This is a genomic window from Pseudogracilibacillus sp. SE30717A (genome assembly GCF_037071985.1).
In the GTDB taxonomy this organism is placed as follows: domain Bacteria; phylum Bacillota; class Bacilli; order Bacillales; family Amphibacillaceae; genus Pseudogracilibacillus.
The window spans coordinates 59,585-76,344 of record NZ_JAXHDF010000015.1; the positions used below are offsets into that span (position 1 = coordinate 59,585).

Annotated in this window: 17 protein-coding genes and 1 riboswitch; of the genes, 4 read left to right on the forward strand and 13 right to left on the reverse strand. The window is 36.4% G+C overall.

Going from position 1 to position 16,760, the window contains the following annotated elements:
* Nucleotides 1-182 precede the first annotated feature (182 nt).
* The 4 genes from SPD48_RS18710 to SPD48_RS18725 all read left to right on the forward strand — a co-directional run bounded on the left by SPD48_RS18710 (nucleotide 183) and on the right by SPD48_RS18725 (nucleotide 3,971).
* On the forward strand, nucleotides 183-956 hold the full coding sequence (locus SPD48_RS18710) for a gluconate 2-dehydrogenase subunit 3 family protein (RefSeq protein ID WP_336259665.1): 774 nt from the start codon (nucleotides 183-185) through the stop codon (nucleotides 954-956).
* A gap of 32 nt (nucleotides 957-988) precedes the next feature.
* Nucleotides 989-2,731, forward strand: coding sequence for a GMC family oxidoreductase (locus SPD48_RS18715; RefSeq protein WP_336259666.1), 1,743 nt, complete (start codon nucleotides 989-991; stop codon nucleotides 2,729-2,731).
* A 129-nt stretch (nucleotides 2,732-2,860) separates the two neighbouring features.
* Nucleotides 2,861-3,439, forward strand: coding sequence for an SCO family protein (locus SPD48_RS18720; RefSeq protein ID WP_336259667.1), 579 nt, complete (start codon nucleotides 2,861-2,863; stop codon nucleotides 3,437-3,439).
* A gap of 325 nt (nucleotides 3,440-3,764) precedes the next feature.
* Complete coding sequence (locus SPD48_RS18725) at nucleotides 3,765-3,971, forward strand: tyrosine-type recombinase/integrase (RefSeq protein ID WP_336259688.1); 207 nt, start codon at nucleotides 3,765-3,767, stop codon at nucleotides 3,969-3,971.
* A gap of 79 nt (nucleotides 3,972-4,050) precedes the next feature.
* Here the strand turns inward: SPD48_RS18725 and groL are convergent, their stop codons facing one another.
* From groL to SPD48_RS18790, 13 genes are all read right to left on the reverse strand, one after another.
* A complete protein-coding gene (gene groL, locus SPD48_RS18730; protein WP_336259668.1) occupies nucleotides 4,051-5,679 on the reverse strand; it encodes a chaperonin GroEL in 1,629 nt (542 codons plus the stop codon).
* A 71-nt stretch (nucleotides 5,680-5,750) separates the two neighbouring features.
* Nucleotides 5,751-6,032, reverse strand: a complete 282-nt coding sequence (gene groES, locus SPD48_RS18735; protein WP_336259669.1) for a co-chaperone GroES — start codon at nucleotides 6,030-6,032, stop codon at nucleotides 5,751-5,753.
* A gap of 284 nt (nucleotides 6,033-6,316) precedes the next feature.
* Complete coding sequence (gene ssuE, locus SPD48_RS18740) at nucleotides 6,317-6,865, reverse strand: NADPH-dependent FMN reductase (protein WP_336259670.1); 549 nt, start codon at nucleotides 6,863-6,865, stop codon at nucleotides 6,317-6,319.
* Between the two features lie 24 nt (nucleotides 6,866-6,889).
* On the reverse strand, nucleotides 6,890-8,215 hold the full coding sequence (locus tag SPD48_RS18745; RefSeq protein ID WP_336259689.1) for an LLM class flavin-dependent oxidoreductase: 1,326 nt from the start codon (nucleotides 8,213-8,215) through the stop codon (nucleotides 6,890-6,892).
* A gap of 30 nt (nucleotides 8,216-8,245) precedes the next feature.
* Complete coding sequence (locus SPD48_RS18750) at nucleotides 8,246-9,094, reverse strand: MetQ/NlpA family ABC transporter substrate-binding protein (RefSeq protein ID WP_336259671.1); 849 nt, start codon at nucleotides 9,092-9,094, stop codon at nucleotides 8,246-8,248.
* Nucleotides 9,095-9,116: 22 nt separating this feature from the next.
* On the reverse strand, nucleotides 9,117-9,719 hold the full coding sequence (locus SPD48_RS18755) for a methionine ABC transporter permease (protein WP_336259690.1): 603 nt from the start codon (nucleotides 9,717-9,719) through the stop codon (nucleotides 9,117-9,119).
* A complete protein-coding gene (locus SPD48_RS18760) occupies nucleotides 9,712-10,791 on the reverse strand; it encodes a methionine ABC transporter ATP-binding protein (protein ID WP_336259672.1) in 1,080 nt (359 codons plus the stop codon). The genes SPD48_RS18755 and SPD48_RS18760 overlap by 8 nt, the downstream gene beginning before the upstream one ends.
* A 30-nt stretch (nucleotides 10,792-10,821) precedes the next feature.
* Nucleotides 10,822-11,649 carry a MetQ/NlpA family ABC transporter substrate-binding protein gene (locus tag SPD48_RS18765; RefSeq protein WP_336259673.1) on the reverse strand — a complete coding sequence of 276 codons (828 nt, stop codon included), beginning with the start codon at nucleotides 11,647-11,649 and terminating at the stop codon, nucleotides 10,822-10,824.
* Nucleotides 11,646-12,152, reverse strand: a complete 507-nt coding sequence (locus SPD48_RS18770) for a GNAT family N-acetyltransferase (RefSeq protein ID WP_336259691.1) — start codon at nucleotides 12,150-12,152, stop codon at nucleotides 11,646-11,648. The genes SPD48_RS18765 and SPD48_RS18770 overlap by 4 nt, the downstream gene beginning before the upstream one ends.
* A gap of 116 nt (nucleotides 12,153-12,268) precedes the next feature.
* On the reverse strand, nucleotides 12,269-13,567 hold the full coding sequence (locus SPD48_RS18775) for an LLM class flavin-dependent oxidoreductase (protein WP_336259692.1): 1,299 nt from the start codon (nucleotides 13,565-13,567) through the stop codon (nucleotides 12,269-12,271).
* Between the two features lie 23 nt (nucleotides 13,568-13,590).
* Nucleotides 13,591-14,607: an LLM class flavin-dependent oxidoreductase gene (locus tag SPD48_RS18780; RefSeq protein ID WP_336259674.1), complete on the reverse strand. Its 1,017-nt coding sequence runs from the start codon at nucleotides 14,605-14,607 to the stop codon at nucleotides 13,591-13,593.
* 65 nt (nucleotides 14,608-14,672) lie between these two features.
* Nucleotides 14,673-14,775, reverse strand: a riboswitch (SAM riboswitch).
* A gap of 168 nt (nucleotides 14,776-14,943) precedes the next feature.
* Complete coding sequence (locus tag SPD48_RS18785) at nucleotides 14,944-15,414, reverse strand: S-ribosylhomocysteine lyase (RefSeq protein WP_336259675.1); 471 nt, start codon at nucleotides 15,412-15,414, stop codon at nucleotides 14,944-14,946.
* Nucleotides 15,411-16,577: an amidohydrolase gene (locus tag SPD48_RS18790; RefSeq protein WP_336259676.1), complete on the reverse strand. Its 1,167-nt coding sequence runs from the start codon at nucleotides 16,575-16,577 to the stop codon at nucleotides 15,411-15,413. The genes SPD48_RS18785 and SPD48_RS18790 overlap by 4 nt, the downstream gene beginning before the upstream one ends.
* Between the last annotated feature and the right edge of the window lie 183 nt (nucleotides 16,578-16,760).

Consider the following 16,760-nt stretch of genomic DNA (forward strand, 5'->3'; position numbering starts at 1 on the left):
TCTAACTTATTATGTATTTTAATTCTAGAAATCTATTATACACGCTAACCTTTTGTTTTGCTAGATAAAGTTCTTCCCAATTAGCCTATCATATATGTTCATTATATTTAATTCATAATACTTTAATTTGCAATATATGATATACTTTTAAACATATAATTTATACTACAGGAGAGATGCACATGTCTGATGATAAAAAGAAAGACACAAAAGAACAAAACAATCAGCCAATTCAAGAATCCAGACGTCGTTTCTTAAAAAACTCCGGATTAGTTGCTGGAGGGATTGTTGGTGGTAGTTTACTAGGAACATTTATAGATAATCCATTTAAAACAGTAGATGTTTCCTCCGATAATGTTGAGAAGCCAGTGAAAGAATTCACTGAATCTAGAATGTTCTTCACTCGTTATGATGATTTTGAAGTATTAAAAGCAGCAGTTGAAAGGATTTATCCAGAAGATGACAATGGACCTGGTGCAATTGGTTTAGGCGTACCATACTTCATTGATAAACAATTAGCTGGTCCATATGGTTCCAACAAGTATGATTATATGAAAGGACCTGTTCAGGAAGTTAAAGTTGCTTCATCATATCAAACATTAATGACGCGCGGTGAAGTTATCATTGAAGGTCTTCGTAAATTAAATGATGAAGCTGTAAAACGTCATGACGCAAAGTTCCCTGATTTGGAAGGTGAACAACAAGATGAATTATTATCAGCAATGGAAACTGGTGAAATTGAATTAGTTGGAGTAAAAAGCCCTACTTTCTTTAACTTATTACGTCAGTTAACAATTGAAGGCGCATATGCTGATCCACTTTACGGTGGAAATAAAGATATGATGGGATGGAAAATGAAAGAACATCCTGGAATTCGTGCAGGTTACAGTGATTTAATTGAGGAAGAAGAGTTCCAAATCGTTGAACAAATAAGCTTAAAAGATTATCAACGCTAATATACATAATGTAATAAAGTAGGAGGCTTTTTATGGCTATAAAATTAGACAAAGTAGATGTTGTTGTTGTTGGTACTGGTTGGTCTGGTGGAATTCCATCTGCCGAATTAGCGAAAAAAGGACATAAGGTAGTGGCTTTAGAACGGGGAAAAGATCATGACCATAGTGATTTTGTTGGTTCAAAAGATGAGTTACGTTATGCATCTCGATATGAAATTATGACAGATAACTCTATTTCGACAGTTACAGCTCGTGGTAGTTTAGATGATGAAGCATTCCCGCTTCGTACACAAAGAGAAAATTTTGAAGGAAACAATGTTGGGGGAAGTAGTGTACACTGGTCAGGTGTTACACAACGTGGACGTAAATTTGACCTTCAAGCACGTACAATTACAGTTGAAAAATATGGGGAAGGTAAAATCCCTAAAGATATGAATTTACAAGATATGGGAATTTCATATGATGAGTTAGAACCATATTTTGACCAATTTGAAAAAACAGCTGGAACTTCTGGTGAGGAAGATCCGAAAGGTCCACCCCGTAGTGATGCTTATCCCACGGGACCAATGCGTGCATCTTATCCAGTAAAACTTTTCAAAGAGGCTGCATCAAACCTAGGATATCACCCAATCATGGTTCCTTCTGCTAACCTTTCTGAGCAGTATGAAAATCCGGATGGTGAAACAATAAACGCATGTCAATACTGTTCATTCTGTATGATGTACGGTTGTGACTTCGGTGCGAAATCTGACCCGGTTGCAACGGTTATTCCGACGGCTAAGAAAACAGGTAATTTTGAATTACGTACAAATTCATATGCACGTCGTGTTACACATAAAAATGGTAAAGCAACAGGTGTCTTATATGTAGACATGCGTACAGGTATTGAATATGAGCAACCTGCTGATGTTGTTATTTTAGCTGGTTATCCAATTACAAATACACGTATGATGTTACTTTCAAAGATTGGTAAACCATATGATCCTAAAACAGGCGAAGGAGTAATCGGTAAGAACTCCGCTGGATTAACATCTCCAGGTGGAAGTGCAACTGGTTTTTTCGAGGATAAAAAATTCAACCTATTTATGGGTTCGGGAGCACTAGGTGGTACATTTAGTGACCTTGATAGTGACAACATCGATAACTCCGACCTGGACTTCATCGGTGGTGGAATTTGCGAAATCCGTCAACGTGGTTCGGGTCCAATCGGTTCAAACCCAGTTCCACAAGGAACACCAAGCTGGGGGAAGGAATACAAGGAAAAATCACTTTACTACAATAACCGTGCGTTAAGCGTCGGATTCATGTCACCATCATTTGGGTGGAAATTCAATTATATGGACTTAGACCCGAACTATACAGATATGTTTAATGATCCATTATTGCGTATTACACACTCTGTAACAGAGCAAGACCAAAATTACTCGGAGTATTTTAGTGACCGAGCAGAAGAGATTATGAAAGAAATGGGCGCAGACATTATTGAAAAATCATCACCACCTCAAGGATGGAGTCATACACAAGGATATGGTGAGACAAGTGGTGGGGTAATTATGGGAGATGACCCAGAAATTTCTGCAGTAAACAACTATTCTCAAGTTTGGGATATGGAAAATTTATTTGTTATCGGTGCATCAGCTTTAACACATAAAATTCCTCAACAAACAGGTACAATCGGTGCTTTAGCATACCGTGCAGCAGAAGGTATTGACAAATACTTGTCAGATGGTGGCGGTTTATTAGTCGAAAAAAAATCTGAAACACAAAATGCATAAATACACCGACCAATAGTAATTATGAAACAGGACGTAAAATCATCCTACAGACAATAATAATTGTGTAGGATGGATCTTACGTCCTAGTTTTTCATCTTGGTTTTTTTTTGTAGAAAGGGTGTTATCCAATTGACGCATAAAATAGCACGAATACTCGCACTCACTCTAATAGCCACACTGGCTGCTTGTAGCAATAGTAAGATTGAGACAAATATGTCTTCTACTATTGCTAGTTTTGAATTTACCGACCACTATAATCAACCTTTTGCATCCGTGCAGTTAGAAGATCATTGGTGGATTGCCTATTTTTTCTATACGAATTGTAAAATGGTTTGCCCACAAACAACTGCTAATATAGTTAACGTACAAGACGCATTATATGCAGATGGATTGAAGCCACCTATAATAGGTTTTAGTGTTGATCCGGACTTTGATAAGCCAGAAATATTACTCGATTATGCGGAGACATATGACGCTAATTTAGAAAATATGACTTTCTTAACTGGATATGATTTTGACATGATCAAAAATCTATCAAACGAATCTTTTAAAACTGTATTGGATGGTGGTGGGCCAGATGATCATGCCTATGCACACAGTACATCATTCTTTCTCATTAATCCAGATGGAAAAATAATCAAACGGTATGATGGTCTCTCAAAAGGTGATCTAGACATACTTATAGAAGATGTCAAAAAAGTTATGTAAAAAACGAAAGTCGATTATCATGGAGAATTAAAAAATCAGTACGCGTCAAAAGCCCACACCTAGTATTATGGCATGGGCTGTTTGACGCGTACGTATATACTAACTCAAGCATCTGTGTTGACTAACACCGACACCCATTTTGAACATTTAAAGTAAATGATTTCCCACAAATTCCTTACCGGAAAGCTAGACATATCATATGAATACTGTCTTTTAATCACATTGAGGGCTTTTTATTTCAATGTCCAAATGGATATCCTTTTGCTGTTAAAACCTTGGGAGACAGAATGAGAAGGATTATGAAATATATTGATATTAAAAAGGAATTAACCCCACTTCTTTTAGACATTCCCATATTTTAATGATGACAGAATCTGGGATTGATTTACTCACAATTATGCAGCGGGTAGGTCATGAGGATCCAGATATGACTCTAAAGGTATATACCCATGTAACAGAAAAAATGAAGATTAAATTAATAGATAATTTATCCATGATGAACAAAGAGTTACTCGAACAACTATCATTTTAAAATAAATGCTACCTCTTCATTAAAAAACGAGGTTCTCCCTTAGGAAAACCCCGTCATATCAAGCTTTATTATGATGTAATTACATCATTCCCGGCATGCCCATGCCGCCCATGTCAGGCATTCCGCCGCCTGCGTTTTCTTCAGGCAGGTCTGCAACTACTGCTTCTGTTGTTAAGAACATAGCTGCAACAGATGCTGCGTGTTGTAATGCAGAACGAGTAACTTTTGTAGGGTCAACAATTCCTGCGTCAACCATGTTTACCCACTCGCCTTTAGCAGCGTCAAAACCGATGCCTACTTCTTCGCCTTTTAGACGCTCAACAACGATGGATCCTTCAAGACCAGCGTTTTCAGCGATTTGACGAACTGGCTCTTCTAACGCACGTAGTACGATATTTGCACCAGTTGCTTCATCGTCTTCAAGTTTTAGTTCTGCAACTTTATTGTATACATTAATTAATGCAGTTCCTCCACCTGATACGATTCCTTCTTCTACTGCAGCACGAGTTGAGTTAAGCGCATCTTCCATACGTAACTTACGCTCTTTCAATTCTGTTTCTGTAGCTGCACCAACTTTAACAACTGCAACTCCACCAGCTAACTTAGCTAAACGCTCTTGTAGTTTTTCCTTATCGAACTCAGAAGTTGATTCTTCTGCTTCCGCACGAATTTGGTTTACACGAGCTGCAATCGCTTCTGGGTTTCCAGCACCTTCAACAATCGTTGTATTCTCTTTAGAAACAACAACTTTAGCTGCACGCCCTAACTGGCCAATTTCAGTTGATTTTAAATCTAATGCTAAATCTTCTGTAATTACTTCTCCACCAGTTAAAATTGCAATATCTTCTAACATTGCTTTACGGCGGTCACCGAATCCTGGAGCTTTTACTGCAACAGCATTAAATGTTCCACGTAGTTTGTTAAGTACTAATGTTGCAAGTGCTTCACCTTCAACATCTTCGGCAATGATTAGAATAGATTTACCCTCTTGAACAACTTGTTCTAATACTGGTAAAACTTCTTGGATATTTGTAATCTTTTTATCTGTAATTAAAATGTATGGATTTTCTAAAACAGCTTCCATTTTGTCTTGGTCTGTAACCATGTAAGGAGAAGCATATCCACGATCAAATTCCATACCTTCTACAACTTCTAGTTCTGTAGAGAAACCTTTTGATTCTTCGATTGTGATAACACCGTCGTTACCTACGCGTTCCATAGCTTCAGCGATAAGCTGTCCTACTTGTTCATCACCTGAAGAAATAGATGCTACTTGTGCAATCGATTCTTTATCTTCGATGTTTTTAGAAATGCCTTTTAATCCTTCAACTGCTGCTTCAACCGCTTTTTCGATTCCACGGCGAATTCCTACTGGGTTTGCACCTGCAGTAACGTTTTTAAGGCCTTCACGAATCATTGCTTGTGCTAAAACAGTTGCAGTTGTTGTACCGTCTCCAGCTACATCATTTGTTTTAGACGCAACTTCAGATACAAGTTGTGCACCCATGTTTTCAAATGCATCTTCTAATTCAATTTCCTTAGCAATTGTAACACCATCGTTTGTAATTAATGGTGAACCGAAGCTTTTACCTAAAACAACATTACGTCCTTTTGGTCCTAATGTTACTTTTACAGCGTTTGCTAATGTGTCCACTCCGTTTAGTAAGGATTTACGAGCTTCTTCACTAAATTTAATTTCTTTAGCCATAACTTAAAGTACCTCCTTAAAAAATTTACCTTCTATGTTTTATATTCATACTCATGTCGCAATCAAACCTATTACTGAACGATTGCTAATATGTCACTTTCACGTAAAATCAAGTATTCTTTACCTTCGTACTTTACTTCAGTCCCTGCAAATTTCGAGAAAATAATATGATCATTTTCTTCTACTTCTAGTGCAACTTTTTTACCGTCAACAATTGCACCTGAACCTACTGCTACCACTTTACCTTCTTGTGGCTTCTCCTGTGCAGAGTCTGGTAGAACGATACCACTTGCAGTTTTTTCCTCCTGCTCAACAAGTTCGATCACTACACGATCTCCTAATGGTTTAATCATGTAAAGAAACCTCCTTAGTCCGTTAACTGTATTTTTTCTTTTATTAGCACTCAAGACTCGCGAGTGCTAATACCAATTATTATATTAAATAATTCCAATTTAAAATGCAAGTGTTATCTATTCGTTTATTAAAATAATTCTATTTTCTTCATTAAGTAATATCAAGCAGAAAACGTTACTTTTAAAATAGTAAATTAACATTGTGTGCATTTCATATAACATAAAAAACAAGTTATGCTATCCGAATAAAAAACTGCCGATTATTCTCGACAGTTTTTTACTTTTTATTGTGGGATTGAAATTTTCCCTTCCCTGATTGCTTCTATAAAATAGCCAATTTGCAGTTCAATTCTTCTTTTTATGTCATCATCTATGATGGGGTTTTTATATTCGGTATTAATTTGACTATCTAATATATATACTCCTTGTAAACTATGACCTTTTAATATAGAAATTAACGGTTTTAACGTATACTCAATTGCTAGGAGATGGTTTGGGCTACCTCCCGTCATAATCGGAAAGACCGGTTTCGATTTAAAAATATCTTGTGGTAGAATATCTAATAATGCTTTTAATACACCTGGATACGATGCTTTATAAACCGGAGATGCAATGATCACACCTTTTGCTTCCTGTATTTGTTTTGCAATTTTTTTGATCGTTTCACTGTCGTACTTTCCATAAAATAAATCTTCTAATGGAATTTCATTCACTAAAATATGAGAAACTGAGAACTGCTCTTCTTCTTTTAATTTCGCACCCAAATAAGAGAGTATTTGATTGGAACGGGAAAATAAAGAGGGACTGCCTGATATTAAGACAATATTACTCATCTTACCAACCTTTCTGTAAATTTATTATACAATCGGACCTACTTTGGTAAACTGATTAATTGGTTTAGTTAATCCTAAGTGATCTCTTAGTGTATCACCTTTGTAGTCCTTTCTAAACAAACCACGCTCTTGCAGAATCGGAACAACTAGATTTACAAAATTTTGCAGGTCTCGTGGCAATAATGGAAATTGGATCATAAACCCATCAGTCGCTTTATCTGTAAACCATTTTTCCATCTCATCTGCAATTTGAGTTGGTGTTCCGACAAATGCATCCTTTTTAGCAGAACTGAAAAACCTTGTATATAAATCTCTAACCTTTAAATCTTCTTCATCAATTATTTTCTTTATTTCATTAAAATTACTTTGAATGCTGTTAACCTTTGGAAATTTTACCTCCTTTGCAGGAGTGTCAAGTGAGTATTTTGAAAAGTCAACATTCCCCATATAGCCAGAAATAAATTTTAAGCTTTCATACGGATCCGTTAAGTGAAGCAATTCCTCATATCTTTGCTGTGCAATTTCTTCTGTTTCTCCTACGATTGGAGAGATTCCGTGGAAGATAAGCAATTCTTCCTCTTTGCGATTAAAATCTTTTAATTGACCTTTTAATTTTTTATAATACTTTTTCGCCTCTTCTATATGATCCCATTTAGTAAAAATAACTTCAGCCGTTCTTGCTGCTAGACGTTGACCAGGGACAGAAGCGCCAGCTTGAATCATAACTGGTTGACCTTGCTCTGATCTTGCAATATTTAACGGACCTTTCACAGAAAAATAGGTCCCTTTAAAATTAATCTCATGCACTTTCTTGCGATCATAAAATTGGCCCGACTCTTTATCATATATAAAAGCGTCATCTTCCCATGAATCCCATAAGCCTTTAACAATATCGACAAATTCTTCCGCTCTTTCATAGCGATGATCATGCTCCCAGTGCTTCTCTCTGCTGAAGTTTAAAGCTGTTTCTCCTGTTGCATCTGCTGTTGTAACAACATTCCATCCAGCTCTTCCTCCACTAATATGGTCTACTGAAGCAAATTGACGAGCTAATACATACGGTTCACTGTATGTCGTTGAGGCAGTCGCTCCTATGCCTACTTTTTCTGTTGCCGATGCTAATGCAGTAGTTAATACAATCGGATCGAACCGATTTAAAATCTGTGGATGTGATTCATGATTAATTGCTAAACTATCGGCAATGAATACAATATCAAATTTTCCTTCCTCCGCAATTTTTGCCTGTTCGATTAACGCATTAATATTAATGCTGGCATCTGGTTGGGATAAGGGATGTCGCCACGAGGCCACATGCATCCCTGTTCCAACTAAATAAGCTGCAAGTTTCATTTCTCGATGTTGAACCAATAATCTCCCTCCTTATTTATTTGAGTACGTTTCTTTGTACGTGGCTAATTCCTCTAAAGTTATAAACGTTGGAATATAGTTACCATCGTACGTCTCTTTAATAAATTCTTTTGTTTCTTCTGATTGATAAAGAGAAACAAGTTTCTGTAGTTTTTCTTTATCTTTATCTTCACTTCGAGCGGCAATAATATTAATATAAGGTTTTGCTGTTGCACTTTCATGAAACAAGGCATCTTTTAATGTCAATCCCGCTTCGACTGCAATTCCATTACCAATGACAGAAACTCCTGTATCTTCCATCGCTCTTGGCGTATTAAAGCCATCAACTGGAATTAATTCTAAATTCTTAGGGTTTTCTTTTACTTTTTCTTCGCCGCCAAATCCATCAAATTCATCCACTACCGTAATCAAACCTGCTTCCTGAAGAAGAAGTAATGCCCGCCCCCAGTTAGATTGATCATTTGGGATCGCTATTTGAGATCCGTCTGGTATTTCTTCAATCGATTCATATTTACTAGAGTATATTCCAAGCGGTGCAATGATTGTTGTTCCAATTGGGACAATATCACTTTTTGTTTTAGTATTAAAAGTATCTAAATAGGCGATATGCTGAAAAGCATTCACATCAATTTCACCATCTCTTAATGCCTCATTTGGATCATAAGTCGATGAAAAGTGAACAAGTTCTATATCTAACCCTTCTTCTTTTGCTCTATCTTTCAAATATTCCCATGTTCGTAATTCTGAACTTCTGATCCCTACTTTAATTGCATCATCATTTGAAGAAGTACTTTTTGAGCAACCGACAAGTAGTAGTAATCCAATAACTAACAGAGTTAATATCCCACGTTTTTTCGACATAAATAATCTCCTTTTCAAACTGTTATGATACCCGTCTGATCTTTCGTTCCAGTGTATTTCCGATGCTTTGAATAATCTGTACGAGAAGAACGAGTATGACTACTGTTACAAAAATTGTTATCGTATCAAAACGTTGATATCCGTACGTAATTGCAACGTCACCAAGTCCCCCTCCACCGACTGCACCAGCCATTGCAGTTGCTCCAATTAAACTGATTGTCGCTGTGGTTACACTTAAAACGAGAGAAGCAAATGCCTCTGGCAATAGAAATTTACGGATAATTTGAAATGGGGTAGCACCCATTGCTTTTGCGGCTTCAATAATTCCATCGTCAACTTCTAACAAAGAATTTTCTACTAATCTAGAAAAATAAGGTCCAATATGAAGTACGAGTGGAACAATTGCTGCAGAAGTTCCAATCGAAGTTCCTACAATGAGTCTTGTAAACGGAATAATTGCGACTAGCAATATAATAAACGGGATAGATCGCAAAACGTTTACGATTGGATTTAAAATAGAAAAGATGAATTTATTCTCTAATACGTGTCCTCTTCTGGTGACAACAAGTGTAATTCCTAAAAAGATCCCTAGTATGCTTCCAAAAAACAAAGCAATACTAACCATGTACAACGTTTCCCATAGCGCGTTCAGAATAATATCTGTTCCTATTTCCACTCTCCTCTACCTCCTTTACTTCCACTTTTTCCTGTATAGCATAATGAATTCCCCGTTCAATTTCTTCCTGCCGTCCGATTAACTCGATAATCAAATTACCGAAGGATGCTTGCTGTAGTTCTGTAATATTTCCAAATAAAATATTTACTTCGATATTGAATCGTTTAGCTAGTTGAGATATGATAGGCTTTCCTGAACTATCACCTAGAAATTTGAAATTAAAAATACGCCCGTCATATTTGTTCGATTCCAGCATTTTATAAACTGAAACTGGAACATCATCTCGCACAATTGATTTGACAAAGTTGCTCGTCGTTTCTTTCTGAGGCTTAGTAATAATATCAAATACATTTCCAGTTTCTATCACACGTCCGTTTTCCATAACAGCAACTCGATTACAAATTTCTTTTATCACTTCCATTTCATGAGTGATGATTAAGATTGTGATTTTATATTGTTCATTAATTTTCTTTAATAAGTTTAATATGGAAACAGTCGTTTGCGGGTCTAAGGCAGACGTCGCTTCGTCACAAAGCAGAACGGAAGGATTCGTAACAAGTGCCCGCGCGATTCCGACTCGTTGCTTTTGTCCTCCTGATAATTGATCAGGATAGCTGTGCACTTTATCAGATAGACCAACAAATTCCAATGTTTCAATAACACGATTTTCTATTTGACGTTTATTACCTTTGCTCAATGTTAGTGGGAGGGCAACATTTTCAAAAACAGTTTTTGAATTAAGTAAATGAAAATGCTGAAAGATCATCCCAATTTTTTTCTGTTCTTCTCTTATTTTTCGTTTCGATAATTTCGCTAGGTTTTTTCCATCAACTATAACTTCTCCGCTCGAAGGACTTTCTAATAAATTCACGGTACGTATTAACGTACTTTTGCCAGCCCCGCTAAAACCGATAACACCGAATATATCTCCTTTATTAACGGTTAAATTAACATCTTTTAAGGCTTCAATTGTTTGGGTCTTGCTTCTAAACGTTTTTGAGACATGTTGAAATTTTATCAACTGCTTCACTCCTCTCTCTTCTTGAAACTTTTAAAAGGCTGGTACAACCGCTCCCTCATATTCTTTCTCAATAAATTCTCGTACTTTATCGGATGTTAATGCATCTGCTAATTTTTGAATAGCTGCATCCTCTTTGTTATCAGAACGTGTCACTAGAATATTGACGTATGGAGACTCACTATCCTCAATAATTAGGGCATCTTCTAACGGTACAAACCCACCTTCTAAAGCATAATTCGTATTTACTGCTGATGCTTCTACATCATCAAGTGAATGAACTAGCAGAGCACTTTCAACTGCAATAAATTCAATGTTTTTCTCATTTTTCGTTATATCTTCTAATAAATAATCTCCATCTTTTTTATCACTTAATTCAATAACTCCGTTGGCTGCAAATAGTTCAAGGGCACGAGAAAAATTTACTGGATCTTTCGGAATTGCAACTTGAGCATTTTGAGACAGCTGATCAATGGATTCAATTTCTTTTGAATATACTCCAAATGGTTCGATATGAATTCCTTTGACATTTACTAAATCCAAACCACTATCTTCATTTACTTGTTCTAGATAAGGTGTATGCTGAAAAAAGTTAGCATCAAATTGACCATCTGCCGTCTGTTGATTGGTCTGAATCCCATCCGAAGTAATTGATATATCTAAGCTGATCCCTTCTTGCTCGAGATCTTCTGCAACAAACTCTAACAGCTCTGCATGTGGGATAGACGATGCGCTAATTTTCAACGTAACATCCTCTTGATTTGCTTTCTCTTTTGTGTTGCCTGAAGCTTGATTTCCACAACCAATTAAAAGAAACAATCCAGCAAACAATGTTATAAATACCGGTATCTTTTTATTCATCTTTTTTCTCCTTCTCTCATTTTAAATGAATAACATTGAATCTGATTTCCATTTTTTATATAGTCTTTTGAATCATCTCGGATAAATCCGTATTTTTCATATAAACGTATAGCTCCAGACATTGCTTTAGTCGTGTGTAGATAAATAGCATTGACATGCTTATTTTTAGCGTAAGAAATTGCTTGATCGAGTAATTTTCTGGCAACACCTAATCCTCTAACATTAGGCCGAACTGCTAAAAAGCGAATAATGGGAGCATCGATTTCAAGTCCTGGCAGCTGATAAGCCTCAGAAGCTGAACAAAACAATTGCATTGTCCCTACGATTTCTTTCTGAAAAATAGCAACATATATGGCATCAATTCTTTCATTATCGACAGATGCTTTGATTTCTTCTTGATATTTTCCCCAACGTTCATTCGTAAACGACTCTTTATACTCCCCATAACTAACCATTAACAACTCTCTTACAATTTCTCTTTCTGAATCTTTCATTTCCCTCACGATCAACAAGTCCTTCCTCTCCTCTATTTTCACTCCTCCTTATCCAATGTATTCCTATTATAAAACTTGGAATTATATTAATATAAATTGCCTTTTATAAAAAGGCATACATTTTTTTAGTATAATGTAGACAATTTTCGGTGCCGGTTTTGCTTAAAAGGTAAATTCAACTGTTCTCTAAGTGTCTGGTGCCCTTCATGGAGTTCGTAATAACCACGTTCTCTTAATATTGGAACTACTTCACAAATAAAATCATGATACAAATCGCCTAGTACGGGAATGGTTAACACGAAACCGTCCGCTGCTTCTTGTTCTATCCAATCAATCATTTGAAACGCAATTTGTTCCCCGGTTCCAATAAAAGCGCTTTTAGGGGTAGTAACTCTTTGAGCGACTTCTTTTAAGGTTAGCTGTTCTTCTTGTGCGAATTGTTTAATATGATCTGTCACAGATTGAAAACTATTTTTTCCTACTTCTCCTATATCGGGGAAAGGCTTATCTAAAGGATATTGAGAAAAATCATGATGATCAAAATAGCGCCCTAAATAATTAAGTGCTTCATCAATTGATACAAGTTCCGTCAATTGTATATATTTTTTCTCCGCATCTTCCTCGGATGTTCCGACAATAGGAGTTAAACTTGGAAAAACAAGAATTTCTTCTGGATCTCTTCCATTTTTCTTTGCTCTAAATTTTACATCCCGATAAAATGCTTTTGCTTTTTCAATAGTATCTTGGTTCGTAAAAATAACATCCGCTTTTCTCGCTGCAAAGTCTTTTCCTGTTTCTGAAGATCCCGCCTGGAAAATAACTGGTTGACCTTGGAGAGAGCGTTCGATATTTAAAGGTCCTTTAACAGAGAAAAACTTTCCTTCATGATTTAATGAGTGTAATTTATCGTCTTCGAAAAACACACCGCTCTCTCTGTCCCTTATAAACGCATCATCTTCCCATGAATCCCATAGACCTTGAACGACGTTTACATGTTCTTCAGCCTTTTCATAGCGAACGGCATGTTCAGGGTGTACACCTTTATTATAATTACTTGCACTTCCTTCTAGAGGGGAAGTAACTACATTCCACCCAGCCCGCCCATTACTTACTTTATCTAAAGAAGCAAATTGACGAGCGACCGTATATGGTTCACTATATGAAGTCGATAAAGTACCGACAAGTCCAATTCGGTCTGTAACAGTAGCCAGTGCCGAAAGTAAGGTGAGTGGCTCGAACCGGTTTAAAAAATGTGGGATTGATTTTTTATTTATATATAAGCCATCCGCAACAAAAACGAAGGATAGACCGGCTTTTTCTGCTATTTTTGTTATTTCTATATAATGCTTAATATTTACACTTGCATCTAAAGGTACGTCTTTACTTCTCCAAGCGTTCATATGGGAACCAGGACCATTAATCATCAACCCTAATTTTATTTTTTTGCTCAATTGGACACCTGCTTTCTATTATTGTTTCCGATTCTATTTGGACGTAATAATTTAAACGACTTCTTTCTTTCATCTTCTTTTTGAAGTGGGGTATGCAATATAAATTCATCAATATCATACGTCTTATGCAAAAAGTCTAATTCACTCTTTATCTTTTCTGAAGTTCCTTTAATTATTGCAACCTCCTTCTCTATTACCTCAAACGATTCTGTCGTTTGTCTCTTCAAAGCATTAACCTGTTCGGCAGATTGTACGAGAAGTTTTCGCCCTTTCTCAAAAATAACTTGGTATAGTTTTAACTCTTTTGCCAGATCGTCTGCTTCTTTGTTGGAGTCAGCTGCCAATACTGCCACGGCAACAATCAATTTACCTTCTGGATACATATTACGATACGTCTGGGAGGCTGCTTTTAAAGCTTCATCATCGCTATTTAAAAAACGCGCAAAAACAAAATGCGTCTGTAACTTGGCTGCTAGCTCTGCACTGTTCGCACTCCCACCAAGCAGAAATACATCTGGCTTGATGATTGGCTCCGGCATTACTTTAATTCCTTCCAACGGATGCCCTTTTGGGATTTCCTCATCGATTAACTGTTTTACAAATGTATATCGTTCATTAAAATCAGATCCATTGTTTAATGTTCCGTATTGTAGTGCTTTAGTGGATAAATCAAAGCCGCCTGGAGCTTTCCCAATTCCTAAATCAACCCTGCCTGGCGCTAAGGAAGATAAGACATAAAAATTCTCAGTTACTTTATATGGACTATAATGTTGTAACATCACTCCTCCAGACCCTATATTTATGTTTTCAGTCTGTGCTAATAAATGTGCGATCATTATTTCCGGAGAACTTCCTGCTACATTTTTCATGTGGTGATGTTCAGAAACCCAAAAACGTTTATACCCCCAATCTTCAGCATCTTTTGCTAATTCAATTGTACTTTTAAACGCATCCGTTGCGTGTTTCCCTGGAAATATTGGACTTTGATCTAGAATTCCTAACTCATATCCCATCTTTATTCCTCCATTTAAAAAGCCTCTTCCTTTTTAATTAAGAAGAGGCCATAACAAACTATCTCTTCTTATTTTTAAGTTATGATAACTTTCTGGATTTGGCACATCACTTCAAAAGTTGTTGCCGAGGCTTCATCAGGCCAGTCCTTCCACCTCTCTTTATAAGAATTACGTTTACTATATTTAATTTATTATTTATCCTATATGTTTACTGTGATTTAAGTTGTGTTTAATCATATCCCATAATTTTACTTCCGTCAATACGTTTTATAACTATTTTTTAAAATGGGCTTCTTTCACATATAACAGCATTTCTCAAATAATCTTTCACTAATCCTATTGAAACACTTGTCTCCATTCTGCTTTCTTAGCAAGCATTTTACGCGCATTTTCTTGGGCTCCTTCTAAACTATGACTTGCTGCCCAGCCACATTGAACTTCATTACAAGCCGGAACCTCTGTCGCATTAAGCACATCTTCTAATACTTTTTCTACTAATAATAAGATTTCATCGTAATTATCATGATTAATTACGGATAAATAATACCCTGTCTGACACCCCATTGGACTGATATCAACAATTTTATCTGAATGATTTCTACTCAATTCCGCCATTAAATGCTCTAATGAATGGATAGCCGGCATTTCCATATGCTCCTTGTTAGGTTGTGTAAACCGTAGATCATACTTATAAATTTCATCACCATTAATTCCTTTACTTACTCCTGCTAGACGGATATATGGGGCCTTAACTTTCGTATGATCTAAATTAAAACTCTCTACATTTAGCTTTTCGACTTTACTCATTTTCTATCTCCTCCTATATCTTTTTTATTAGTTAACTTTAATAAATCTTTCGCACTCTCGTACAAGAATTTTGCTGCTGGCATCAAGGCTAATTCATCAATTGTAAATTTCGGATGATGCCAATCTTCTGTACCATTTGTACCAAAAAATACAAATGCACCTCTTATATCCTCCAAATAATGTGAAAAGTCTTCCCCACCCATAGACGGTTCGGGATCAATTACTGTTAATAGCTGTTTTTCAGCAGTCCGGTGAAGGGACTGATTAACTTTTAGATCATTTATTAATGCTGGTGGTCCAGGATACCAGTGCACCTTCGCTTGTTGACCAAAAGCCAGACTAGTTTGCTGGACAACTAATTCAAATCGTTTCTTCACTTCTTGACGTATAGAATTGCTAAACGTACGAATTGTTCCTTCTAACGTTACTTTATTAGGAATTACATTCCAAGTATTGCCCCCAACTATCCTTGTAATGCTAATTACAGCACCTTCCAAAGGGGACACATTTCTACTGACAATTGTCTGTATTGCTGTAATCAGATGAGCGGAAGCAACAATAGGATCATGCCCAGCATGAGGAAGTGCAGCATGACTTCCTTTTCCGTTGATTTCCACGATAAATCGATCAACAGCTGCCATCATGGCGCCATTTTTAAGTCCTATTGTCCCTACAGGCAAATCTGGCTTATTATGAAGTCCAATGATGTAGTCGATATCTTTTAATTGTTCATCTGCTTTTACTAATTCAGCGCCGCCGCCAGACTCTTCAGCTGGTTGAAACAATAAGCGAATGGAACCTGGTAAAGTATCTTTACTTTTTTGGAGTAGATAAGCTGCACCAATTAATGCAGCAGTATGAAAATCATGTCCACAGGCATGCATCTTGCCTTTTACCTTCGATGCATATGGCAAATTTGTCTCTTCCTCAATCGGCAATGCATCAATATCTGCACGAATTGCTACTTTAGGAGAATCATATTTACCCTTAATATCTGCGAAAACACCTGTTTTTAATGTCGTTCTCTTAATGACGATGTTTTTTTCTGTCAGCCATTCCTTTATCCGTTTTGTTGTTTCATACTCTTCCAATGATAATTCAGGGAATTGATGTAATTGTCGACGAATATCGATTAAGCGAGCCTCTAATTCAGCGTAATCCATTTTCTCCCCCTTATATTAATATGCATTATTCCTATTAATTAACTTGGTTTTGTATTACTATATCATCCAATTATAGTAAATGCAATATTCGATTCCCATATTCTTCAAGGCAGTTTGTTAGAAGATGGATGAATTCACGTGTATTAACGTAAAATATGTTATGATACTTTATGTAAAATTTAA